This window comes from Thioalkalivibrio sp. ARh3, assembly GCF_000377265.1.
GTDB classification, from domain to species: Bacteria; Pseudomonadota; Gammaproteobacteria; order Ectothiorhodospirales; family Ectothiorhodospiraceae; genus Thioalkalivibrio; species Thioalkalivibrio thiocyanoxidans.
Window position 1 is genome coordinate 988700 of sequence record NZ_KB897947.1, and the last position, 24192, is coordinate 1012891.

The window sequence follows — 24192 nt, forward strand, 5'->3', positions numbered from 1 at the left end:
CTGCGGCGGGATGCCGGTGTTCGCTCGATCCGGTGGAAATACCCCGGGTGTTTTTCTGAGTCTAGCAGCCTGTCGGATCAGGGGCGGATCTGCTGTTCGAGCGGGGAGTACCCCTGATCGGTGCGCGCTCACGTTGCGTTGCAGCCCGCTGAATCAGGCTATCCTGGCTTTCTCGGTACCCGCGGCGATCGATCCCGGTGACTCTGCCCGGTCTGCGTGTGTGATGGCGATCCATCCGCCTTTCCCTACGCCATACGCCGGACCAGGCGCCGGTACCAGAGGTAGGCGACCCATGCCGTGGCCAGCAGGTAAGGAATGGCACCGGGCACCCACATGATCAGCCCGGCCAGTTGCTGATCCACCAGACTGCGGGCCTCGCCGTACAGCGGAGCACGGGCGAAGGCCAGCACCGCCCCCAGGAACCCGGTGTGCATCAGCGTGAACAGGAGTGCCAGCAGGACCCAGGGCGCGTGACGGGGCGCGCCGCGCAGGACCGCCCACCAGAACACCCCGGCGGTGAGCAGGAAGCTGGCGTGTTCGAGCGCATGCCACCATGGGTCGTCGACCGCGATCATGTAGAAGCGCGGCGTGTGCCAGAACCAGATGGCAACGGCGTGCACCCAGGCGCAGGCCAGGGGATAGCGCACTATGCGCAACAACGGGCCCCACAGGATGTGGTACAGGCCCGGCGCGGCGGCAATCAGCTGCGGCAGGGGACGGCTGAGCACCCACAGCGGTGCGATGACCACCATCAGCAGCATGTGCTGGGCCATGTGCGGTGCGGTGCCCGTCTTCGCCCAGTCATCCAGCGGGCCCAGCAGCGTCAGTGCGCCCAGCAGCGCCACGGAATGAAACAGTACGTTCCGCCAGCGTTCCGGAGGGATGCGGCGCATCCCGACTACGTAAAGCAACCAGAAAACACCGAGCAGCGCGGCGGTCAGCCATGCCGCCAGCCGCTCCTGCGTGTCGCCCGTGAACGGACTGTGCGCCAGCGCGGGCCCGGCCATGGCCAGCAGGGTGATCCCGACGAGCAATGCAATGGCGGCCCGGCTCAGGGACATGGCGGCAGCACGATCGCCGGGACACCAATCGCGAGCACGGCCATCGCTGCCGAGAGATGGACGGTGGCGGAGACAACGGGGATGAAGCGGGAGCGGGCAACACCGGAAACATCGTCTTCGGCCCTTGACGCAAGCCAGCATCGCCATGCTGCGTAAAGGAGCGCGGCGGCGGTGAATGCCGTCAGCAGCAGGAGAAGGCCGTTGACCCAGGTGAGCGCGCCGTCCGCCACCGGTGGCGGCGCGACGGCGCAGGCGACGGACAGCCCCCCGTACATCGCCACGAACCAGACCGCCCACACGACCAGCCCGAGAACCAGGTGTGCGGGATGTACAGCCCGGTGCCTCATGGCGCCCAGCCCGCCGGCAGCAGTATGAATATCACCACGCCCAGCCAGAATATGCCGGTGGTGTAGATCCATAGCGGACGCAGGACGACGGGTTCATAGGGCAGGCGCACGCCGATGTATCCGCGCGCCACGCGCAGCGCCTGCATGGCGGTGAGGAGTGCCGCCAGGGCCCCGTGGAACAGCAGGTAGATGAGCAGCATCAGCAGCACGGCGTCATGGGAATTGCCGGTGGGTTCCAGGGGCGCCTCGAGGGTCAGCCACAGGAGTACGGCGAAATGGGCGGCGCCCAGTCCTGCCGCCTGCCACAGCCGAGCCTGCAGGCCCGCGGCGTTGCCGGCCGCCAGGCGCTTCGCCGCCCGGTGTTGCAGGAGCGCGGCGATCACCAGCAGACCGCCGCTGACCAGCATCCCCGACAACGGCAGGCGAGGATCCTCCGGAAACACCCACTCCGGGGCGACGGTCCAGAGATATACCCAGCCGAATATCAGGCAAAGGTACAGCGTGCCGTTTGCCATCAGCGTGACGACCATGCCCCACAGACCGGGGCCGTCCGTCGTGCGCGAGTGCAGCGGCGGGTCGGTCGGTTCGTCGTCGGAGAGCGGTGCCATGCCGGGGTGAGCGCCGTTGACCCAGCCCCAGCGCAGCAGGAAGACCGCCGCGGCCACCACGCCGACCAGTGCCACGTCATAGGTGCGCACCAGCAGGGCCACACAGACCACCGCCAGCGATACAGCCGCCAGCAGTGGAAGCCAGGAATTGCTGGGTAGATGAAACACCTCCCGCACCTTGCCCGTTACCGCGTCCGAACCATAGGTCTCGCGTCGGTCATGTTCGGCGCCTGCGAGGGCATGCTGGCCGGACGCGATGGACTCGGGCAACTCCGGATGCTCCCAGAGCGGATGGCGGGTCCTGAATGTCGGCAGGCTGACGAAATTGTAGGTGGGCGGCGGTTTGTCCAGCGCCCATTCCAGGGTATCCGCCCGCCAGGGGTTGCGCGGGGAACGACGGCCGTAGCGCAGGTGCAGGATCACGTCGATGATGATCACCGCCACGCCGGCGGCGAGGATGAAGCCACCCACCGACGAGAGCAGGTTCAGCCAGTCCCAGCCCAGCCCGGCCTCATAGCTGTAGACGCGCCGCGGCATTCCCCGCAGGCCGGTCAGGTGCATCAGCAGGAAGGTCGCATTGAACCCGATGAAGAACAGCCAGAACCCGAGCCGCCCGAGCGACTCCGATGGCATCCTTCCGGTCAGAAGCGGCAGCCAGTAGTACAGGCCCGCCATCAACGGGAAGAGCATGCCGCCCACCAGCACGTAATGCAGATGGGCCACCACGAAATGGGTGTCGTGCACCTGCCAGTTGAAGGGGACCAGCGCCAGCATCACGCCGGTGAGGCCTCCGCCCACGAACACCACGAGGAAACCGAAGATCCAGAGCATGGGCAGACTGAAGATCACCCGGCCGGTCCACAGGGTCGCCAGCCAGGCGAATATCTGGATGCCGGTGGGCACCGCGACCAGCATGCTCGCCACCGAGAAGAACGCCTGGGCCAGCAGGGGGATGCCCACCGTGAACATGTGATGCACCCAGAGGCCGAAGCTGATGAACCCGGTGAGGATGATCGAGAGCACGATCCACCGATAGCCGACGATGGGTCGCTGTGCGAAGACCGGGATCAGCGTGGACACGATGCCCGCGGCCGGCAGGAAGATGATGTAGACCTCGGGGTGGCCGAACAGCCAGAACAGGTGCTGCCACAGGACCGGGTCCCCGCCGCCGGCAACGTCGAAGAACGGCAGTCCGGCGGCCCGCTCCACCTCCAGTAGCACGCTTGCCAGGATCAGCGGCGGAAAGCCGAACACGATCATCAGCGCCATCGCCAGGATGTACCAGCAAAACAGCGGCATCCGGCTCAGGGACATGCCGTTCGCCCGCTCGCGCAGTATCGACACCGTAAGCTCGATCCCCGCAGCCATCGCGGAGATCTCGACAAAGGTGATGCCCAGCAGCCAGAAGTCGGATCCCGGTCCGGGAGAGAACTCCTCGCCGCTCAGCGGCGTGTACATGAACCAGCCCGCATCGGGGGCGATGCCGAGAAACAGGCTGGAGAGGATGATCAGTCCGCCGAAAAGGTAGCAGTAGTACCCGAATGCGCTGATGCGCGGAAACACCAGATCGCGCGCTCCGATGAGCTTGGGGATCATGTACAGACCCAGGCCCTCGAGGATGGGAATGGCGAACAGGAACATCATCACCGTGCCGTGCATGGTGAAGAGCTGGCCGTAGATCTCCGGGGAGATGATGTCCTGTTCCGGCAGCGCCAGCTGGGTGCGCATCAGCATCGCCAGCAACCCGCCGACGAGGAAGAAGGCCGCCCCCGTCACCATGAATCGCAGGCCGACGGTGGTATGGTTCACGGCGGCCAGCGAGCCGAGCCCGGGCAGGTTTGCCCAGACCCGTTCCAGGCGGGTAACGCGGTCGGAGAAATCCGGGTCCCGGTCAGTCATCGCCCTGGGTTTCCTGTCGTTTCCACGCTTCGAAATCCTCCGGCGTGTGCGCGGTGACAGTGAATTTCATGTGTGCGTGACCGACGCCGCAGTACTCGGCACACTGGCCCCGGTAGCTGCCGGGTTCGTCGGCCTGGAGTCGCTGCACGTTGGTCCGACCCGGCACGGCGTCCAGTTTGCCGCCCAGCCGGGGTACCCAGAAGGAATGGATCACATCGGCACTGCGCAGGTGCACATCCACGGGCTTTCCGGCGGGGATGTGAAGCTCATCGTCCAGCGCGATGCCGGATTCCGGATACACCACCTCCCAGTGCCATTGATGCGCGGTCACGTGGATCTCCAGGGATTCGCCCTCGCTGAGTGGCAGTGGCAGCATCGAGTGGCCCGCGGGGATGCCGTAGGCGAGCAGCACCGTGATGCTGACAACCGGCAGGGCGACCCCGCCGCCGAGGATCCATCGCTTCTCGATGCGCCGCGCCCGCGCCGGGTCATCGCTCGCCGCCTGGTGGAACATCGCATACAGCCACAGGCCCACCACGGCCAGCCAAACCAGCGAGAACGCGGCAAACATGCCCCACCAAAGCAACGCGGCGGTGGCGGCGGAAGGCCCCGCCGGATCGAGGGTCGAAAGCGGACCGCTGCAGCCGGCGAGTCCCAGGGGCGTGCCGAGCAGCATCGCGACTGCTAGTCTTCGAGACATCATCGCGGCTCCATTACCGAACCCGTCCCCTTGCCGAGCGGAGACAGGCGTATGCCGAGTGAACCCATTCACAGCAGGGCAGCGATCCATGGCCATCCTTTGCACCCGGCCCTGGTCCATTTTCCGGTGGCGGCTCTCATCGGCCTGGTGGGCGCCGACGCAGGCTGGATCCTGACGGGGGATGCGTTCTGGGCCAGGGCGGGACTCTGGCTCGCGGGGGTGGGGGCGTTCGTGGGGTGGCTGGCCGCACTCGCCGGTCTGGTGGATCTGGTCACCGTGCGGCGCATCCGCCACATGGTCATTGCCTGGTGTCATGCCATCCTTGCGGTGATGCTGCTGTCCCTTGCCTCGTTCAACTGGTTGCTGCGCCTGGGCGAACCGGAGGCCCACATCCTGCCCTGGGGAATCTACGTCTCGCTGCTGACCGCGGGCCTGCTCGCGGCCGCCGGCTATCTGGGTGGGCGCCTGGTGTACGAGAATGCGGTGGGCGTGGTCACACGGGAGGCGTCCGAGCGGCAAACCCGGCACTGACCCGGGCGCCTGCCGCCTGCCTAGAGAGCCCATGGCAGTGCCTCCGGGGCCGCGGGTTTGGCCAGCACGATCCAGACGATGGTGACCATCAGCAGGGCAAGCACCCCAGCGATCCACCAGTAGCCGCCCCACATCGGTCCGGTCTCCGCGCGCTCGGTGCGCAGTACCAGCAACCCGGTCGCCACATGGGCCAGCACCAGCGGCGTGACCACGCTGAGCTTGGCCACCAGCCAGAATTCCGTGACGCGGAGCACAAGGAATACCCCGGTGCCCGTGGCGATCGCCAGCAGGGCCGCCGGTGTTGCGATGTGGGTGAAAACGAAGCGGCCCAGGGAGTCGTGTTGCTTCGGCCGCTCAATTAACTCCATGTGCCTGGCTCCGGTCCCCGTCAGCAGGCGCGACAGGTACAGCAGCCCTGCGGCCCAGAACAGCACGGCGATGATGTGGAGCACAAGGAGCCAAAGCATTCAGGATCGGCCGTGGGCAGGGGGCATGCCAAGGGCCGCCTGGCAACTGCCAATTGCGCAGGTTTGCGTCAGGAGCTGTCCGACCATTGGTATCCCTCGGGTCAGGCCGTACTGTCCCGCTGGAGCGCACGGTTCTGGCACTGCAGCGGCTCGGGGTGCTGTGTGCTTCCTCGTTGGCGGATAACCGTGTTTACTGTTGTAGATAGTCAATGGACCGGACGGCGTCAACGCGGGGAGGGGGCAGGGGGCTCCCGAACCCCGCCGGCGTGCGTGGGCCAGCCGTTCGACCCGCGAAGGCGTGCCTGGACAAGGCGGTGACGATGCTGTGAATCGGTAGAATGGTCGCGACGGTGTGTGGCTTGCCCCCAACGGCAGCGGTGGGGATCACAAGAGCCGGGAGACCCGGAAAGCTCACTGGAAAATAAACCCATCGGGCGGCGATGGCGCGAGCGATAGAGAGGACCCCAGGGGAAACACTGAGTTACTTCATCAGTGTTTCCCCTGGGGTGACGGAGCCGATTGGATGAACGTTATAGTATATCCATATGAACAAGGTAACCCCCGCCGCTATGCCCGCGTCTGAAGGCGATCCAGGCCCGTTGCTGGATGCCCGTGACATCTCCCTGGAGCGCGGGGGAAAGCTGATCCTCGACCGGGTCTCGGTGCAGATCCCGCCGGCCGAGGTCGCGGTGGTGATCGGCCCCAATGGTGCGGGCAAGACGTCCCTGCTGCGTGTGCTGCTGGGCCTGTGGCGGCCGACGCGGGGGCAGGTGAAGCGCCGGCGGGGGCTGCGCATCGGGTACATGCCGCAACGCATGCAGATCGAACCGGTGCTGCCGCTGTCGGTGCGTCGGTTTCTGACGCTGCGCCAGCGCGCGCCACGAGCCGAGCTGCTGGCGCACCTGGAGCGGGTGGGTGTCCCGCACCTGCTGGACAAGCCGGTGCAGTCCCTGTCCGGGGGCGAGATGCAGCGGGTGCTGCTGGCGCGGGCGCTGCTCAACCGGCCCAATCTGCTGGTGCTGGACGAGCCGGCGCAGGGCGTGGATATCGTCGGGCAGGGCGAGGTGTTTCGCCTGATCGACGACATCCGGCGCGAGACGGGCTGCGGGGTGCTGATGGTCTCGCATGACCTGCATCTGGTGATGGCGGGTGCGGATGCCGTGATCTGCCTGAACCAGCATGTCTGCTGTACCGGCCGGCCGGAAGAGGTGTCGCGCCACCCGGAATACCAGCGCCTGTTCCCCACCGCCGATGTCCAGGGGATCGGCATCTACACGCATGACCACAACCATGTCCACGACCTGCACGGCGAGGTGCATGACCTGGACGACAACGGCACGGGCGGTTCGCACGGCTGCGGTCACGCCCACCATCACGGACAGGGAACGCCGAAACGATGATCGAAGCCTGGCTGGACGACTTCCTGTTCCGCGCGGTATTGGCGGGGCTGATGGTGGCGGCCGTGGCCGGGCCGCTGGGTGCCTTCGTGGTCTGGCGGCGCATGGCCTATTTCGGCGACACGATCTCGCATTCCGCGCTGCTGGGGGTGGCGCTCGGCTTCCTGCTGGGGGCCAACCTCAATCTGATGGTGACCATCGTCTGTGTCGCCATCGCGGTGCTGCTGGTGATCCTCCAGCGCCGGCAGGAGCTGGCCTCCGACACCCTGCTGGGGATCCTCGCACACAGCGCGCTGTCGCTGGGGATCGTGGCGGTCACCTTTATTGAAGGCCTGCGGGTGGACCTGATGGCCTATCTGTTTGGCGACATCCTCGCGGTCGGCACGAGCGACCTGGTGGCGATCGCGATCGGGGGCGGCATTGCGCTGCTGCTGCTGGTGTTGCTCTGGCGGCCGCTGCTGGCGCTGACCGTGCACGAGGAGCTGGCGCGGGTCGAGGGTGTGCCGGTGCTGGCCGTGCGTCTGGGGCTGATGCTGCTGATCGCGCTGGTCATCGCGGCGGCGATGCAGGTGGTGGGCGTACTGCTGATCACGGCGTTGATGATCATCCCGGCCGCGAGCGCCCGGCGCTTCGCGTCGACGCCGGAGCAGATGGCGCTGCTGGCGGGGGTGATCGGCATGCTCGCGGTGCTCGCCGGCGTCTGGGGTTCGTTCCAGTACGACACCCCGACTGGACCCACGATCGTCGTCGCCGCGATGCTGGGCTTCATCCTGGTCCACCTGCTGCCGGCGCGTCTGCTGCCCCAGTTCGGCGGGCGCTAGAGCGCCGGGGGCTCCGGATCAGTGTTTCCTAGTCGCGGATGTAGTCCAGCGGCAGCGAGGTACGGTCCACCACCCGGCGCAGCACGAAGCTCGAGTGCACCGAGTCCACTCCCTCCAGCCGGGTGACCCTTCGTAGCAGGAAGTCCTGATAGGCGTCCATGTCGGGGACCACGACCTGCAGCATGTAGTCCGCGGATTGCCCGGTAATCAGATACAGGCGCTGCACCTCGGGGTAGCTGGCGATCGCCTCCTCGAAGCGGGCGAAGCGCTCCGGGGTGTGGCGGTCCATGCCGATGTGGATCAGTGCGGTCAGCTCCAGCCCCAGCGCACGCCGGTCGAGCAGGGCCACGCGCCGGATCAGGATGCCGGCCTGTTCGAGTGCCCGAACCCGCCGCAGGCAGGGCGAGGGGCTCAGCCCCACGCGCTCGGCGAGTGCCTGGTTCGACAGGCTCGCGTCCTCCTGCAGGATCTCCAGGATGTGGCGGTCAAAGCGGTCGAGCTTGTGCGGTTGCGGTTCCATGGTGGAATATTGCGCTATGTGGGCTATTTAAAGCAATAAACCGCCTCCAGAGGGGCTTTCCAGACGAAAAAAGCAAGGTTCTGTCCGCGCAGATTCGTTAGGATAATGTGCAAGTGGACAAATCGCCGCGACGGAACGCCGCGGCCCGAGGAGAGAAGCAAGATGGCCTTCGATCACACCAAATATGCCCCGTTCCCGCCGATCGACAAGGCGGACCGCCGCTGGCCGGCCCGGCGCACCACGGTTGCGCCGCGCTTTTGCGCGGTGGACCTGCGCGACGGCAACCAGGCGCTGGTGCACCCGATGAGCGTCGAGCAGAAGATGCGCTTCTTCGAGGTGCTGGTGGATATCGGCCTGACCGAGATCGAGATCGGCTTCCCCTCCGCCTCGCAGATCGACTATGACTTCACCCGCCGCCTGATCGAGGAGGACCGCATCCCCGAGGGCGTCTACGTGCAGGTGCTGACCCAGGCGCGCGAGGACCTGATCCAGAAGACCTTCGCAGCGCTGGAAGGCGCACCGCGCGCGGTGGTGCACGTGTACAACTCCACTAACCCGGCGCAGCGCGAGCAGGTCTTCCGCATGGACCGCGACGGCATCCGCGGCATCGCCGAGAACGGCGCGCGCTGGGTGCGCGACTACGCGGCAAAGTACCCGCAGACGGACTGGATCTTCCAGTACTCGCCGGAGAGCTTCTCCACCACCGAGCTGGACTACGCGGTCGAGGTCGTGGACGCGGTGAACGCGATCTGGCGCCCGGACCAGGGCCAGAAGGTGGTGATCAATCTGCCGGCCACGGTCGAATCGGCCACCCCGAACGTCTTCGCCGACCAGGTCGAGTGGTTCTGCGACCACGTGCAGTACCGCGAGCACTTCTGCGTGTCGCTGCATACGCACAACGACCGCGGTACCGGCGTGGCCGCGGCCGAGCTGGGCCTGCTGGCCGGGGCCGACCGCCTGGAGGGCACGCTGTTCGGCAACGGCGAGCGCACCGGCAACATGGACCTGGTCACCGTCGGCATGAACCTGTACTCGCAGGGGATCGACCCGACCATCGACCTGTCCGACATGGAACGGCTGATGGACGTGTACAAGGAGTGCACTGATATGCCGATCCACCCGCGCCACCCGTGGGCCGGCGAGCTGGTGTACACCGCGTTCTCCGGCAGCCATCAGGATGCGATCCGCAAGGGCCTGGCGCACTACAAGGAGAAGGGCGGCCACTGGAACGTGCCCTACCTGCCGATCGACCCGAGCGATCTGGGCCGGCGCTACGAAGAGGTCGTGCGCATCAACAGCCAGTCCGGCAAGGGCGGGGTGTCCCACGTGCTGGAGCGCGATTACGGCATCGAGCTGCCGCGCTGGCTGGCGATCGAGTTCGCCCGCATCGTGCAGAAGGACGCCGAGGCCACGCAGGTCGAGGTCTCCTCGCAGCGCATCCACGAGCTGTTCGAGCAGCACTACCTGACGCCGGTCGCCGGCTGGGATCTGGTGCGCTACGAGATCGAGAAGGAAGGCCCGGTGGTACGGCTGGACGCGACCATGGGCCCGCCGGGGCGCGAGTCGCGCCTGCAGGGCGAGGGTCACGGTGCGGTCGAGGCACTGGCCGCCGCGATGAAGGCCGAGCGGGGCGTGGAGGTCAAGGTCAGCCACTTTGACGAGCACGCGATGGAATCCGGCACCGAGGCGCGCGCCATGGCCGCGGTGGATGTGCAGGTCGACGGTGAACGCTCCGTCGGTGTCGCGCTAGGCGAGGACACGACCGCCGCCACGCTGCAGGCCGTGCTGAATGCCACCGGCCGGCGCCTGGGTGAACCCGCCGCCGAGCAGGCCGCCGCCAGCGCCTGATCTCGTTGGCCCCGGGGGGCATCCCGGCCCCCTGTGGGAGCGTGCTCGCACGCGAACAGTGCGCCCGTCGACCGTCAGGCCGTCACACCCGCTTCTCCAGCATATTCTGCATGCGGATGAGGCGTTCCTGGAGCTTGACCGTTTCCTGCTGCAGCTCGTGAATCTCCGAATGCAGCGCCTTGTTCTCCTCGTGCACGCTGTCGTGGATCATCTGCTGCTCGATCTCCATCGCGCGGTCATGCATGCGCTGCATCGCGTCCACGATGATCGCGATGAACAGGTTCAGTACGGTGAACGTGGCAATCAGGATGAATGGCACGAAGAACGCCCAGGCCCAGGGGTAGATCCCCATCACCGGGCGTGCGATGTCTTCGGACCATCCTTCCAGCGTCATCACCTGGAACAGGCTGTACATCGAGGCCCCGAGCGTCCCGAATTTTTGCGGAAACGAGTCGCTAAACAGGCCTGTCGCGATGATCGCGAACACGTAGAAGATCAGAATCAGCAGGCCCATGATCGACAGGATCCCGGGAATGGCCCGCAGCAGTGCCTCCACGATAAAGCGCAGTTTCGGCACCATCGACACCAGACGCAGCAGTCGCAGCACGCGCAGCACCTGGAACGGTCCGGTGGCCGGTATCAGGGCGATCGCCACCACGAAGAAATCAAAGACGTTCCACGGGTTGCGCCAGAAGCTGAAGCGATAGACGAACAGCTTGATCAGCACCTCGGCGGTGAAGATCGACAGAATGGTCACGTCCGCGGCGATGATCACCGGTCCCATCCAGCCCATCACCGTTTCCGAGGTCTCCAGACCCAGGGTGACGGCATTCAGCAGGATGATTGCGATGATCGTGCGCTGGGTCAGTCGCGCCTCGATAAAGTGTTCGAGGCGCTGGCGTAGCGAGGTCGGTGCGCTCATGGCAGTTCAGGAGTCTGGTGGTTCGCGGGTGACCCGGTGCTTCGGCGGCGCAGCGTGCGCCGGAACCGGTCCGGAAAGGCGTGCAAGAGTAGGCGAAACTCCGCTCCCCGGCAATCGGCGGCCTGCTTCCAGCCCCTCCACCAGGTGGATGCCCCATAGCACAAGCCTGGCACCGGCTTCCTGCCACAAGACCCGCCTCCACAATGTGGGTGTCCCACAACACGAGCCGGCACTGCGTTCCCGCCCACAACATGGGTGTCCCACATCTACGGCACCGTACAAAGTGGGTGTCCTACGCAGTGGGTGGGCATCCACAAAGTGGGTGTCCTGTATAAGGCACAGATACCGCCTCCACAATATGGGTGTCCCACACGCCCACAACATGGGTGTCCCACATCTACGGCACCGTACCAAGTGGGTGTCCTACGCAGTGGGTGGGCATCCACAAAGTGGGTGTCCTGTATAAGGAACGCGGAAGGCAGATGTCTACAGTCCCTTCCACAAAGTGGGTGTCCTGCACAAGGAAAGTGGGGTGCATCCACAAAGTGGGTGTCCTGTATAAGGAACGCGGAAGGCAGATGTCTACGGCCGCGGGTATCACTTCGAGGTGCGTGGTAGAAGGCATGAATCGACGTAAACCCGTGAATGGAGGGATGACGGATGTGGGACGAGCGCTATGCCGCGGATGAGTATGTCTACGGCACCGAACCGAATGACTTCTTGCGTATGGCGGTGGCCAGCGTGCCGCGCGGCCGCGCCCTGTGTCTGGGCGAGGGGGAGGGGCGGAACGCGGTATTTCTGGCGCAGCAGGGGTTCGATGTGCTGGCGGTGGACAGCTCCGCGGTGGGGCTGAAAAAGGCCCAGCGCCTGGCCGAGGACCGCGGTGTGCGGATCGAGACCCTGGTGGTGGATCTCGCCGACTATACGATCGAACCGGGCTCGTGGGATCTGATCGTCTCGATCTTCTGCCATGTTCCTCCGGAGATTCGGCGCCGCCTGCATGCCGAGACGGTCGCGGCCCTGCGACCCGGTGGGACGTTCATTCTGGAGGCCTATACCCCGGCGCAGCTGGAGCGGGGGACTGGTGGACCGCCGGTGGCGGACTTGATGATGACGCGAAGCGCGCTGATCGAGGAACTGGACGGGCTCAAGTTCGAAGTGGCCGTGGAGTGCGAACGCGACGTTATCGAGGGCCGTTTCCATACCGGGCGCGGGGCAGTCGTGCAGATCCTGGCGCACAAACCGCGGTAGGGCTGGCGACAAGACAACCTGGGTGTCCTCGAAGGGCAGAATAATCGTCAGTTTATTGGAGGAAATACCGCTCGTGGGGCAGATCGAACCGTTCGGTGAAAAATGAGGAATAGATCCACAAATCCTTAAACGATGTGCTACTTTTTAGCGCGAAGGCAGGGACGCCTTCACTAGAGCCGCCCAGGAATGGAAGCCCGGGTGGCTCTTCCTTTTTGCATCCTCGCCAACAAGCTAGCCTGCTGACTGATCGCCCGGCACCGCCCGCCAGGACGAGCGTCGCTCGCCAGTTACCCCGGCAATGCTCGGAAGAAGCAAAGCGCAAGCAAGATGGGCGTCCGGCGCTGCCGGGCGGCGTTTCGAACCGCTGGGCAGCCCCTTAGGCAGCGGGCCGGGTGAACAGCGCCCGGGCCATGGATATTCCCCGCAAGTAGCGGCACTGCCGCTGCGCGGCCAGGTCCACCAAATGCTCGGGTGCGCCAATGGCCGAGCCGAACGCCCGCAATAGATGGCTGGATTGCTGGATGAAGGTCTCTGCATCCATACCCAGCTGGTCCAGCAGGCGGGGGCGGTGCGCAGGGATCCACCCCCGCTTTGCTGGATGTACACAACGCCCCAGCGCATCGGTCAGCTCCAGATAATCCTCGAACGCAAACGGAATCGCCGGCTCGAACTGGCCGGTCGCATCGAACGGCATCAGTGGCGCGCGGGGAAGCGAGCGCAGTTCATACTCAGGGCGAAGTTCGTTCGGGGATACGCTGGAGTGGTTTTGGCATGCGGATTCGACCGGCGCGTTCCCGGTGTCCTCCTGGGCTTCCGGCCAGATGCGCCGTCGCAGCGAGGTGTGGTCACTCTGCTCCAGTGTCTCGGCCATACCGGCCCGGACCGGATTCAAGTCCACGTAGCTCATCGCCGCCAGGACGGCCGCGTCATCCAGCAGGGCCTGGCACTTGAAGCGCCCCTCCCAGAACCTTCCTCTGACGCCATCCTCGTCGTTGGCTTGCCGGGCGATGGATTCATTCAGCACACGCATGAACCACGACAGATCGGCCAGTCGCGCTCGATAGGTTTGGGCGTATTCCTCGACTCGCCGTACCTGTGCGGCGCACATCAACTTCCGCCGAGTGGACAGATATTGGCGAACCAATTCCGGGCCGGAAAACAGACGTGTCCAGCGGCGCAGGACGGACTCGGTATCCAGCGAGGCTGCGCGTACAGGGTCCAGCCGTACCACCACATGGTAGTGATTGCTCATCACGGCATAGGCAGCCACATCGATCGTGAAGATCGCGGCCAGCTCCAGGATCCGTGTCTCGATCCATTGGCGGCGATGTTCGAAGTTGTGTCCGGACACGCGATCCTCGCCGCAGAGAAAGGCGCGCCGAACGCAGCGGGAGACGACGTGGTACCAGGGCGTGTCCTCAATGGACACGAGGGACGAGCGGGGTTGGGTCATCGTGGACTCCTTCCATGGAATCAGACATTTCGGAAGCTAGATGCTCTTGGGCGCGACCGCAAGGGATTCCCTCAGAAAGTGGGTGTCCTACGATGCCGCCGGTGTTCTACGATGCCGCAGTTTATTCCATCCAAAAGTACCGTCTATGGAGCAAAAACGACCGTTCAGTGGCCTCTTCGGTGTGCAGCTGGAAATCCACGAGGCTCGTGCTAGATTGTGCCCTGGGGCAAGGAAGCCCCTAAAGGGTCGTCTGGGAAGGGAATCCGCGGGCGGCCCTTTTGCGTTCTGTGCCCCGGCAATATCTGGTCACAAGCCTGGAGTCCCTGGGAGCGCCGCAAAGCGGTGTCGTCGTAGTGTCGGTGCCCCGCGAGCGATCGTCTCTGATCATTTCCTGAAGGAGCTGCATCCAGTAGCCATCCCGGAAAGCGCGCAGTGGTTATCCGGGGCCTGAGCGAGGGGCCGTGTAGCGGTGGGGAGGAAAGTGGGTGTGCCGCAGATGCCACGGCGATGTCAGTTGGTCATACCATACCGCGGCCGCCGTCGCAGCCGGGCACTAACGACTATTAGACGTCGGGCTATGGTCCTTGAGCCAGTCCTTCAAAGCCGCGTCCATTCGCGTCTGCCAGCCTTTTCCTGTAGCGCGGAATGCTTCCACGACGTCGGGCGACAGACGGATCGTGATGCGCTCTTTAGTCACAGGTAGAGGCGGGCGGCCCACGCGTCGCAGGGCTTTCGTCTCGTCTTCGGAAGGTTCCCGGGTCTCTGGATCCGTATTGATTCCGGCCTGAATGGACGATTCCTCGTCGGCGTCGTTCAAGACGACGCGTCGACCGCTACGTAGCGTTAGTGATTTCGACATAACGCACAATCTCCCGGTTGTTGGCTTTGCGCAGGCTGATGATTCGCCGCACGGACGATCGATCGGTGAATACGACGCAATACAAGCGTTCGCCCATCAAGGCGTACCCGAGCATTCGCCGTTCGCCGTAGCTTTTCCGTCGGTCTTCCATGGCCAGGAGAGTATCCCATTCGAGCCCGAGGGCATCGCCGAGTGAGACCCCGTGTTTCGCCAGGTTCGCAGCGTCCTTGTCTGCGTCAAACTCGATCTCCATCAAATTATTGTATGTACATGAACTGGCGAGTGCAATTGGCGATGTGGATTAGCCGCGGACCCTCGGGCTATCCCGGTCGTCTGGCAAGGCATAACACGCCACGGCGAACACACCGGCGGAAGGCTGGTGGCCCTGGGGGGAAGGAGCGGAGTGGGAGTGTGGAGCCCGCCGCCAGTTAGTTGTGTCGCTGGTGTCGGCGAATCGGGCTTATGACAACTGGGAGGAAAGTGGGTGTCCCACAGGACGCGTAGATAGGCTGAAAAGAAAAAGCCCCGGTACAAGGCCGGGGCTCCAGTACTACGTGGGTGTCCTTACCCTTTAAGGGCTTTTCCACACAAAGTGGGTGTCCCTACCCTTGGGGTGTCCTTACCCTGGCTTAGCTCTTACTCGCAGCGTCGAGGAGCGATGCTCGAAGGAAGATCTGTGGTGCAAGTCCATTGCGGATCAGCGCTAGTATCGTAAGAAAAAGTAATGGTACTTCCGTCGGATTGCCCCGTGATGTTTTGCAGCGTCACGACGAGGTCACCGCCGGTGGACGCGGCATTCTCGCTCGCTAGAGCGCTGACGAATTCAGACGAGGTGGCAACGCCGAGGTCGCCCAGTCGGGCATCGTCAGGCCATTCGCCATTGGAGTAGAAGTCCTCGGCCGCAACGGTTCGGGCGCCCGCCAAGAGGCTCATACCCTCAGACACCTGAGCCCGCGCCGTATAATCCTGATAAGCCGGCAACGCAATCGCCGCCAAAATCCCAATGATCGCCACAACGATCATCAGCTCGATAAGCGTAAAACCCTGTTGGGTGGTTTTCTTCTGCATCGTGTTACTCCCTTGTGTGTGACGGAAGACGGAGCGCCGCCCAGCGGCATCCGTCCAAGCCGATGCAAGGCGGGTGCCAACTCGCCCCATATCGCTAAAAGCCCCGTAATCAGGCGGGTTTGGTCCGCCTGATGCTTCGAGTATGACGGCTTTGGTCACTGTGTGACAGGGTGCATGTGACCATTTTTGTCATGTGAACTGACGCACGTTGTCACTTCTGGGGTCTTGCGTTCTGTTGTGTCGGGTGAGTAAGCGCTGGGTTTCTGTTGGGGGTGGAGATCCCGGCTCTTCGCTGCGCTGTGCCGGGATCACACTTTGGCGGGGGCTTCGCGGGCAAGCCCGCTCCCACAAGGGGCCTCTCCCGCAAGGCTTGCTCCCACAGGGGCTGCTTCTACAGTGGGTCGGCGGTGGGGTCAGAGGCCGAGGACGGCGACGGCGACGCCGAAGTAGATCAGGATGCCGACGATGTCGATCACGGAGGTGATCAGCGGGGCGCTGGCCACGGCCGGGTCGAAGCCGAAGCGGGTCAGGGCGAATGGCAGGAGCATGCCGAACAGCGAGCCGAAGATGATCACGAAGAACATGCCCAGGGCGATGGCGTTGGCGACCTCGACGGTGCCCAGCCAGTTGCCGGAGACCCAGATGGCGGCGGCGAGGGTGACGCCCAGTGCGGTGGCGACCAGTACTTCCTTGCCGCCGAGGCGCCACCAGTCGCGTAGCTGTATGTCGTTCACCGCGAGTGATCGCACGACCAGCGTGGCGGCCTGGGCCCCGGCGTTGCCGCCGGAGGCGATGACCATGGGCAGGAAGAAGACCAGCGCGACGACGGCTTCGATCGCGGCCTCGTAGTAGCCGATGGCGATGCCGGCGAAGATGTTGACCGCGACCAGGATCAGCAGCCAGCCGATGCGCTTGCGGTACAGCAGGCTCATGCTGGCGTCGCGCAGCGAGAGCACCATGTCGCCGACCGCCGCCATGCGGTGGAAGTCCTCGGTGGTCTCCGCGCGCAGTACGTCCATCACGTCGTCGACGGTGATGATGCCGAGCAGGTGGCCGCTGTCGTCGACCACGGGCAAGACGTCTAGGTCGTAATGACCGATGCGGTGGGCCGCCTCTTCGCGGTCTTCCTCGGCCGCGATGCTGACGACATCGGTGTGCATGCGCTCGCGCACGCTGGTGGTGGGGCGCGACAGCAGTAGTTCCTTCAGGCGCACCCAGCCCAGCAGTTCGCCCTCCGGTGTGGTCACGAAGATGGTGTTTACCGTCTCCGCCAGTTCGTGGTGTTCGCGCAGGTGGTCCATCGCCTCGCCGACCGACCAGTCCGGCTGCACGGTGGCGTACTCGGGCGTCATCAGGCGCCCGGCGCTTTCCTCCGGGTAGCCGAGCAGGGTCTCCAGCGCCTCCTGGTCGTCGTCCGGCATGGTTTCGAGCAGGGATTCGGCGTGGTCGTCGTGCAGGCCTTCCAGGACCGAGGCGGCGTCGTCGTAGGACAGGGCCGACATCAGCTGGCTGGCATGGTCCTCGTCGAGCGCGTGCAGCACGCGCGTCTGGTGGTCGGGCTCCAGGTGCGCGTAGACATCGGCGGTGCAGGACACGTCGAGACGCCGGAAGAAGTCCAGCATCCGGTCCTCCGGCAGCGCCTCCAGCGCGTCCGACAGGTCGGCGCCCGCGTGGGCGTCGCAAAGCCCCTGGAGCGCGTCTTCCGTGGGCTGGTCCAGCGCGGTCTTGAGCGTCTGCGGCAGGGTCTGGATGTCGTCGTCGGTCGGGCTCATCGGTCAGTCCCCTACGGAGTCGCCAGGCCGAGCATCGCCACGGCCAGGGAGAAATAGATCATGATGCCGCCGAGGTCCGCGATGGCGGTGATCAGCGGCACGCTGGCGGTCGCCGGGTCCAGCTTCAGACGGCTGAGGATGAACGGCAGCAGCATGCCGACCATGCTGGCGAACGCGACGATCAGCGTCATCGCGATCGCGACCAGCAGGGCGATATCGGCCCCGCCGCGCCACAGGCCGAGGACCGATACGGCCAGGCCCATGGTCACGCCGATCCCGACGGCCACGCCGAGTTCCTTGCCCCACAGCCGCAGCCAGTCCTTGGACGTGACCTCGCCGGTGGCCAGGGCGCGCACCATCAGCGTGGCGCTCTGGGCGCCAGCGTTGCCGCCCGAGTCGATGATCAGCGGCAGGAAGAACACCAGCACCACCAGCGCCTCGATGGCCTCCTCGTACTGCGAGATCATCAGCGCGCCGATGGTGTTGAACGCGACCAGACCGATCAGCCAGCCCACGCGCTTGCGATACAGGAGAAAGGGGCTCGCATCCTGTGGCGAGAGCGGGAGCGTTCCGACCGCCCCGATCTTGTGGAAGTCCTCGGTGGATTCGGCCTCCAGCACGTCCATTACGTCGTCGACCGTGATTACCCCCAGCAGCTCGCCGGTCTCGCCGACCACAGGCAGGGTTTCCAGGTCGTAGTGCTGGATCTTGCGCGCGGCCTCGACGGCGGTGGCGGAGACCGGGATGGTGATCGGATCGGATTCGCCCAGCAGCTCGCGCACCGGGCTGTCCGCCGAGGCGCGCAGGAAGTGCCGGATCGGCACGGCGGCGAGCAGCACGCGGTCCTGATCGACCACGAAGATCACGTTGTTCGAGTGTTCGTCCGCGTTGCGACGGATGAAGGCCAGCGCGCGCTTGAGCGTCCAGTCGGGGTCCACCGCGACGACATCCGGGGACATCACGCGACCGGCGGAGTCCTCCGGGTAGTTCAGCTGCTTGAGGGCGCGGCGGATGGCACGAAACGGCAGCAGCCGCAGGTAGCCGCGCAGTGTCTCCGGGTCCAGGGTCTGGAGCAGGCCGGTGAGGTCGTCGGCCTCCATCTCGGAGAGGATGAAACGGGCGTCGTCCTTCGGCGAGGCCTCGAGCAGCCGGATCTGGTGCGGGGTGTCGAGGTAGGAGAAGACATCCGCCTTGCGCCCGGGCTCCAGCAGGTTGAACACCGCGCACAGGTCGTCGTCGCCCAGCTCCATCAGCGCATGCGCGATATCCTGCACGCGCGTGTAGTCGAGCAGTTCCTGGATGCCTTCGCGGTCATCCAGACGCAGCAGCTCCTTCAGCTCGATGATGGATTGTTCCAGATGCAAATCCATGCCCTACTCCCGGCTGTCATCCGCGGGCCAGGGGGGCTGGATACACAGCCTCACAAGGCGCCGCACGGATGCGGTGTCTTGGTCCGGTCGGGATCGGGCTGGGGCCCGGCCGCTCCCGGCACTCTAGTACTTAGAGGCCCAGCGGGAAGCGTCCGGTTCGGGAAGGAGGCGCTTACCGCGAGGCGCAGATAGATCGACTGCGTGATCGGCGTTTCAAGGCGCGTTCCCGTGTGTGGAGATGCGACTTATTCTAACGGATGTCGGGCCGCAATCAACCGCTTGGGGGCTGTTTTGAAACATTCCTCTCCCGTCAGGGGTCTGTTTCGACAGGATGCGGCTTTCGCGTTGCAGCGATATGAAGGGGCACATGGAGCAGCCGTTCCGACACGGTTCGACCGGCCAGGCAGGGGCTATGCGATGACAGAACGAGACAATCCCGGGGCGCCGGTGCTGGGCATGCGCGGGGTGGCCTTCGGCTATCCCGGCGAGGGGCGCGTGCTGCATGACGTGGATCTGGCGCTGGCGCCCGGTGAACGCGTGGCGATCGTCGGCGAGAGTGGCTCCGGCAAGTCCACGCTGCTGCATCTGGCCGCCGGGCTGGAGCCGGTCGACGCCGGCACGGTGGAATTGGCCGGTCAGGCGCTGGCGGGGCTGGACGAGGCGGCGCGTACGCGGCTGCGCCGAGCGCAGGTTGGGATCGTGTTCCAGTCGTTTCATCTGATCCCGACACTCACGGCGCTGGAGAACGTGATGCTGCCGCTGGAGCTGGCGACGGATCTGGACGCCGCGCAGCGCCGCGAACGGGCTGCGGCGCAGCTGGAGGCCGTGGGCCTGGAGGACAAGGGCGGGCGCGAGCCGGAGCAGCTCTCCGGGGGCGAGCAGCAGCGCGTGGCGATCGCGCGGGCGCTGGTGCACCGGCCGGCACTGATCCTGGCCGACGAGCCAACCGGCAATCTCGACTCGCGCACTGGCCAGGCGGTGTTCGGCCTGTTGCTGGAACAGGTGCGCGCGACCGGCTGCGCCCTGTTGCTGGTTACACACAGCGATGACCTGGCCGGGCGTCTGGACCGGGTGCTGCGCATGCAGGACGGCCACCTGCAGGATCTCGCCGCGGAAGCCTCGGCGACGTGAGTTCACTGCTGGTAAAGGCCTGGCTGCGCGACTGGCGCAGGCGTCCGCTCCAGCGGCTGCTGACGCTGGTGGGCGTGGTGATCGCCGTGGCCGTAGTGCTGGCGGTGGATCTGGCCAACCAGTCGGCGCAGCGCGCGTTCGATCGCTCGATGGACGAAGTGGCGGGTACGGCGACGCATCAGATCCTGGGCCCGGCCCGGGGCTTCGACGAGGCGCATTATCGCGATCTGCGCCTGGCGGGCTGGCGCGACACTGCGCCGATCGTGGAGGGCCCCGCGCGGCTGCCGGACGGGCGCACGATCTATGTACTGGGGGTCGATCCGCTGGCCGAGGGCCCGTTCCGCGGGGCGGCCTCGGATATCGGGGATGCCCCGGTGCAGCGGCTGGTGACCGAGCCGGGCACGATCCTGCCGCCGAGTGGCTGGTGGGTGGGTTCTGGGATGGCGCATGAGGACCGCCTGGCGCTCGAGACCGCCGCAGGGCGCTTCGAGGTCACGCTGCTCGAACGCGAGGCGGAGCGTGACGAACCGGCGGTCGAGTCAGACGACGAGGGTGGCTCGCTGTGGGTCACGGATATCGCCACCGCACAGACGTTGCTCGGCCGGCCGGGGCGGCTCGATCGCATCGACGTGCGCCTCGACGACGCCGACATCGACGCCTTCGCGGAGCGGTTACCGGATGACCTGGAACTCGTGCCGGTCGCGGCGCGCGACCAGGCCTCGCGCGAGCTGGCGCAGGCCTTTCGCATCAACCTGACGGCGATGAGCCTGCTGGCGCTGCTGATTGCAGCCTTCCTGATCTACAACACCCAGACCTTCGCGGTACTGCGCAGACAGGAGGTGCTGGCGAGCCTGCGCCTGGTGGGGGCCGGTCGGCGGGCGCTGTTCGGCGTGGTGATGCTGGAGGCCTTGCTGGTCGGTGTGATCGGCACGCTGCTGGGTGTGCTGGTCGGGATCGGCCTCGCGCAGGTGCTGGTCGGCCAGGTCGCGCAGACGGTCACGGATCATTTCTTTGTGGTGGCGGTGACCGAGGTGACGCCGCGCCCGCTGGCGCTGCTGGCGGTGATCGCGCTGGGGGTGGGGCTGTCGCTGCTGGCGGCGCTGGCCCCGGCCTGGGAGGCGGCACGGGCGGCCAGCCCTGGCAGCCTTGGACGCGGGCGGCTGGAGCGCCGGGCGCGCCGGGGCCTGCGCGGGCTGGCCTTGGCGGCGATGGTGCTGCTCGCGGCGGGTGGCGCGATGCTGCTGCTCGGGGCCGGGGGGCTGGTGGGCAGCTTCGTCGCGCTGTTCCTGCTGATCACCGGCTTTGTGCTGCTGCTCCCGCTGGTGCTGGCTTGGGTCCTGCGCGGCCTGGCGCGGCTGGGTCGCGGGCAGACGCTCCCGCGCATCGGGGTGCGCAGTCTGGAGCGGAGTCTTTCGCGCAGCGCGCCGGCGACCTCCGCGCTGACGCTGGCCCTGGCGGCCGCGATCAGCGTGTCGGTGATGGTCGGGAGTTTTCGCGACAGCGTGGAGCAGTGGCTGGGCCAGGCGCTTACCTCGGATCTGTACGTGGTACCAGCGGCCCCCGCCGCGGCGCGCAGCGGGGCGCGCCTGCCCGCGGACTGGGGGGAGACGCTCGCCCGGATCGCGGAGGCGGAGTCGGTCAGCACCGGGTCCAGCCAGGACACGCCGAGCGATGTCGGGATGATCGATCTCTACGTGGTCGAGCCACATCCGGTCTGGCTGGACTACCTGCCGCTGCTGCGGGCCGAAGCGACGGGCGAAGCACTCGACCGGCGCCTGCGCGAGACCGATGCGGTACTGGTCACCGAGCCCTTTGCGGCGCATCACGACGTGGGTGTGGGCGACCGGCTGGAGATCCGCGTGGAGGACGGCCGGCGGGTGTTCGAGGTGGCGGGCGTGTATCGCGACTACGGCAGCCCGCAGGGCACGGTGCTGATGCTGGGCGAGCGGTTCTACGCGGGCGCGGCCGGCGCCGAGGAGGTGGGTTCCTTTGGCCTGCGACTGCCCGAGGGCACAGATGCCGGCGCGGTGGTCGAGCGCCTGGAGGCGTGGTTGGCCGAGCGCGAGACGGCGGCCATGGTCACGCGCCCCGGCGATATCGAGCAGGAGTCGATGGCGATCTTCGACCGCACCTTTGCGATCACGCACCTGCTGCGGGTGATCACGCTGCTGGTCGCGTTCATCGCGATCCTCGGGGCGTTGATGGCCCTTCAGATGGAACGCGCGCGAGAATTCGCCACGCTGCGCAGCCTGGGCCTGCTGCCCGGCGGGGTGCGCGGGCTGGTGGTGTTTCAGGGCGCGGTACTGGGTGCCTTCGCCGCGCTGGCCGCGATCCCGCTGGGGCTGGGCATGGGCTGGCTGCTGATCGAGGTGATCAACCGCGAGGCGTTCGGCTGGGGCATGGACCTGCGCTGGGCAGGCCGCGAGATTGCCGAGACCGTCGCTCTGGGCGTGGGGGCCGCGCTGCTGGCGGCGCTGATCCCGGCCTGGCGCATGGCGCGCATGCGGCTGGTGCCGGCGTTAAGGGAGGTGCCGTGATGGCGGGGTTGAAGGCTGTGGGAGCGGGCTTTGTGGGAGCGGGCTCTGTGGGAGCGGGCTTGCCCGCGAAGCCCCTGCCCGCGCCAGGCCCTGGCAAGGCCCCTTCGCGGGCAAGCCCGCTCCCACAGGCACTCTTATGCCAGGTCCTGCGCCTGTTGGTGCTGGTTGTGCTCGTGGTGCTCCTGGCAGCCTGTGATGGGGCGGAGCCGCCGGATGCGCGCGAGGCCGAGGTGTCCGGGCTGCGCGTGGGCGAGGCCCTGGGCGGGGAGGAGACGGCCGGGTTCCGGCGTGCGGATGCGCCGCGGGTGTTCGAGTTTCCGCGGGACCACGGGCCGCACCCGGGGTTTCGCAACGAGTGGTGGTATGTGACCGGCAATCTCGACGGGCCGGAGGGCGAGCGGCTGGGCTTCCACATCACCTTCTTCCGCGTCGGGCTGGCGCCGGAACTGGCGGGTGATGCGCGCTGGCACGAGTCGGCCTGGGCCAGCCCGGATATCTGGATGGCGCATACCGCGGTGATCGACCGCGAGGCCGGGCACCACGCCTCCGAGGAGCGCTTTGTGCGCGACGGGGCGGGGCTGGCCGGGGCCACGGAGCCGGTCGGCCGGGTCTGGGCCGAGGACTGGCAGCTGGCGGATCTGGACCGGGATCGCTGGACGCTGGACTTCAGCGTGGACGACTACCGGCTGGCCCTGGAACTGGAGCCCCTGCGGGGCCCGGTCCTCCAGGGCGAGGCGGGCCTCAGCCAGAAGGGCCCGGAGCCGGGCAATGCCTCCTATTACTATTCCATGCCCCGCATCGCGGTGAGCGGGGAGGTCGAGCGCGCGGAGCACGGGCCCCTGGCGGTCACCGGTCAGGCCTGGATGGACCGCGAGTGGAGCACCAGTGCACTGGCCGAGGATCAGGTGGGCTGGGACTGGTTCGCGCTGCAGTTCGACGACGGGCTGGACGTTATGTACTACCAGCTGCGCAAGGAGGACGGCGAGCCACACCCGCTGTCCAAGGGCCGCTGGATGCCGGCGGACGCCGACGATCGGCTGCTGGAACCCGACCAGGTCGAACTGGAGCCCCGGCGCTGGGCCACGCAACCCTCCGGCAACCGGTACCCGGTGGAATGGGCCATGCGCATCGCGCCGCCGGACGGCTCGGGGCCACGCGAGTTCACCGTGCGCGCCATCCGCGACGAACAGGAGATGGATACCGTAATCCGCTATTGGGAAGGCGCGGTGGACATCCTGGATGTGGATGGCGATCCGGTGGGTCGCGGCTTCGTGGAGCTGACCGGGTACGATGACGAGTAGGCAGGGTGACTCGGGTGGCGTCCTGCATTGATGCGTTTCGCGGGGCTCATCGCATCCTTGTGTCTTGCGGTTCACGGATCGCTACCATGGACCGCACCGGACTCGGGGTAACCCGATCGCATCCTGAGGTCACGAACCTGTGCCGTAGATGGGCCCCCGAGTCCTTTTTCATCTCGAAGTTTGAACGGTATCCAAGCCCCCCGTAAGGGACGGGTGAGGCTGTACGGACAAGGCGAGAGGACGAGATGGCCCATATCGGCATTGATGTCAGCAAGAACAAGCTCGACTGCATGTGGGTCCGGGATCTGGAGGCGGGCAAGGTCAAGCCG

The 24192-nt window shown here is 66.2% G+C and carries 21 protein-coding genes; 8 read left to right on the forward strand and 13 right to left on the reverse strand.

Going from position 1 to position 24192, the window contains the following annotated elements:
• Positions 1-245 precede the first annotated feature (245 nt).
• Genes C995_RS0104700 through coxB form a run of 4 tightly spaced genes read right to left on the reverse strand, consistent with a single transcriptional unit; the run spans position 246 to position 4591 of the window.
• Positions 246-1061, reverse strand: coding sequence for a cytochrome c oxidase assembly protein (locus C995_RS0104700; protein ID WP_018863840.1), 816 nt, complete (start codon positions 1059-1061; stop codon positions 246-248).
• Positions 1052-1360, reverse strand: a complete 309-nt coding sequence (locus C995_RS0104705; protein WP_231362400.1) for a hypothetical protein — start codon at positions 1358-1360, stop codon at positions 1052-1054. Before C995_RS0104705 ends, C995_RS0104700 begins: the two co-directional genes overlap by 10 nt.
• Before the next feature lie 44 nt (positions 1361-1404).
• Positions 1405-3915, reverse strand: coding sequence for a cytochrome c oxidase subunit I (gene ctaD / locus C995_RS0104710; protein WP_018863842.1), 2511 nt, complete (start codon positions 3913-3915; stop codon positions 1405-1407).
• Complete coding sequence (gene coxB / locus C995_RS0104715; protein WP_018863843.1) at positions 3908-4591, reverse strand: cytochrome c oxidase subunit II; 684 nt, start codon at positions 4589-4591, stop codon at positions 3908-3910. The genes ctaD and coxB overlap by 8 nt, the downstream gene beginning before the upstream one ends.
• A 75-nt stretch (positions 4592-4666) precedes the next feature.
• Here coxB and C995_RS0104720 point away from each other — a divergent pair, with 75 nt between their 5' ends.
• Positions 4667-5146: a DUF2231 domain-containing protein gene (locus C995_RS0104720; RefSeq protein ID WP_018863844.1), complete on the forward strand. Its 480-nt coding sequence runs from the start codon at positions 4667-4669 to the stop codon at positions 5144-5146.
• A gap of 20 nt (positions 5147-5166) precedes the next feature.
• Here the strand turns inward: C995_RS0104720 and C995_RS0104725 are convergent, their stop codons facing one another.
• Positions 5167-5613, reverse strand: a complete 447-nt coding sequence (locus tag C995_RS0104725; RefSeq protein WP_018863845.1) for a CopD family protein — start codon at positions 5611-5613, stop codon at positions 5167-5169.
• 569 nt (positions 5614-6182) lie between these two features.
• Here C995_RS0104725 and znuC point away from each other — a divergent pair.
• Both znuC and znuB read left to right on the forward strand, forming a co-directional pair.
• Positions 6183-7013 carry a zinc ABC transporter ATP-binding protein ZnuC gene (gene znuC, locus C995_RS0104730; RefSeq protein WP_026278949.1) on the forward strand — a complete coding sequence of 277 codons (831 nt, stop codon included), beginning with the start codon at positions 6183-6185 and terminating at the stop codon, positions 7011-7013.
• On the forward strand, positions 7010-7831 hold the full coding sequence (gene znuB / locus C995_RS0104735) for a zinc ABC transporter permease subunit ZnuB (protein ID WP_018863847.1): 822 nt from the start codon (positions 7010-7012) through the stop codon (positions 7829-7831). Before znuC ends, znuB begins: the two co-directional genes overlap by 4 nt.
• A gap of 28 nt (positions 7832-7859) precedes the next feature.
• Here the strand turns inward: znuB and C995_RS0104740 are convergent, their stop codons facing one another.
• A complete protein-coding gene (locus C995_RS0104740; protein WP_018863848.1) occupies positions 7860-8351 on the reverse strand; it encodes an Lrp/AsnC family transcriptional regulator in 492 nt (163 codons plus the stop codon).
• 162 nt (positions 8352-8513) lie between these two features.
• Between C995_RS0104740 and C995_RS0104745 the strand changes: the two genes are divergently transcribed.
• Positions 8514-10199 carry a 2-isopropylmalate synthase gene (locus C995_RS0104745; RefSeq protein WP_018863849.1) on the forward strand — a complete coding sequence of 562 codons (1686 nt, stop codon included), beginning with the start codon at positions 8514-8516 and terminating at the stop codon, positions 10197-10199.
• An 82-nt stretch (positions 10200-10281) separates the two neighbouring features.
• Here C995_RS0104745 and C995_RS0104750 read toward each other — a convergent pair whose 3' ends face one another.
• Positions 10282-11121, reverse strand: a complete 840-nt coding sequence (locus C995_RS0104750; protein ID WP_018863850.1) for an ion transporter — start codon at positions 11119-11121, stop codon at positions 10282-10284.
• Positions 11122-11781: 660 nt separating this feature from the next.
• On the opposite strand from C995_RS0104750, the gene C995_RS0104755 reads away from it, so the two are divergent.
• On the forward strand, positions 11782-12372 hold the full coding sequence (locus C995_RS0104755; protein WP_018863851.1) for a cyclopropane-fatty-acyl-phospholipid synthase family protein: 591 nt from the start codon (positions 11782-11784) through the stop codon (positions 12370-12372).
• 376 nt (positions 12373-12748) lie between these two features.
• Here the strand turns inward: C995_RS0104755 and C995_RS0104760 are convergent, their stop codons facing one another.
• The 6 genes from C995_RS0104760 to mgtE (C995_RS0104780) all read right to left on the reverse strand — a co-directional run bounded on the left by C995_RS0104760 (position 12749) and on the right by mgtE (C995_RS0104780) (position 18894).
• Positions 12749-13825, reverse strand: coding sequence for a transposase (locus C995_RS0104760; protein WP_018863852.1), 1077 nt, complete (start codon positions 13823-13825; stop codon positions 12749-12751).
• 553 nt (positions 13826-14378) lie between these two features.
• Positions 14379-14684 (reverse strand): BrnA antitoxin family protein, encoded by a 306-nt coding sequence (locus C995_RS13865; protein ID WP_081618864.1) that lies wholly within the window; start codon positions 14682-14684, stop codon positions 14379-14381.
• Positions 14659-14937, reverse strand: a complete 279-nt coding sequence (locus tag C995_RS0104765; RefSeq protein WP_018648974.1) for a BrnT family toxin — start codon at positions 14935-14937, stop codon at positions 14659-14661. Before C995_RS0104765 ends, C995_RS13865 begins: the two co-directional genes overlap by 26 nt.
• 383 nt (positions 14938-15320) lie before the next feature.
• A complete protein-coding gene (locus C995_RS0104770; protein ID WP_018863853.1) occupies positions 15321-15752 on the reverse strand; it encodes a pilin in 432 nt (143 codons plus the stop codon).
• Between the two features lie 413 nt (positions 15753-16165).
• The gene (mgtE, locus tag C995_RS0104775; protein WP_018863854.1) at positions 16166-17524 is read right to left on the reverse strand and encodes a magnesium transporter; all 1359 of its coding nucleotides are present in this window, start codon (positions 17522-17524) and stop codon (positions 16166-16168) included.
• Positions 17525-17535: 11 nt separating this feature from the next.
• Positions 17536-18894 carry a magnesium transporter gene (mgtE, locus tag C995_RS0104780; protein ID WP_018863855.1) on the reverse strand — a complete coding sequence of 453 codons (1359 nt, stop codon included), beginning with the start codon at positions 18892-18894 and terminating at the stop codon, positions 17536-17538.
• 417 nt (positions 18895-19311) lie between these two features.
• Between mgtE (C995_RS0104780) and C995_RS0104785 the strand changes: the two genes are divergently transcribed.
• From C995_RS0104785 to C995_RS0104795, 3 genes are all read left to right on the forward strand, one after another.
• Positions 19312-20025, forward strand: a complete 714-nt coding sequence (locus tag C995_RS0104785; protein ID WP_018863856.1) for an ABC transporter ATP-binding protein — start codon at positions 19312-19314, stop codon at positions 20023-20025.
• A complete protein-coding gene (locus tag C995_RS0104790) occupies positions 20022-22562 on the forward strand; it encodes an FtsX-like permease family protein (RefSeq protein ID WP_018863857.1) in 2541 nt (846 codons plus the stop codon). Before C995_RS0104785 ends, C995_RS0104790 begins: the two co-directional genes overlap by 4 nt.
• A 155-nt stretch (positions 22563-22717) precedes the next feature.
• Positions 22718-23863: a lipocalin-like domain-containing protein gene (locus C995_RS0104795; RefSeq protein WP_018863858.1), complete on the forward strand. Its 1146-nt coding sequence runs from the start codon at positions 22718-22720 to the stop codon at positions 23861-23863.
• The last annotated feature ends 329 nt before the right edge of the window (positions 23864-24192 follow it).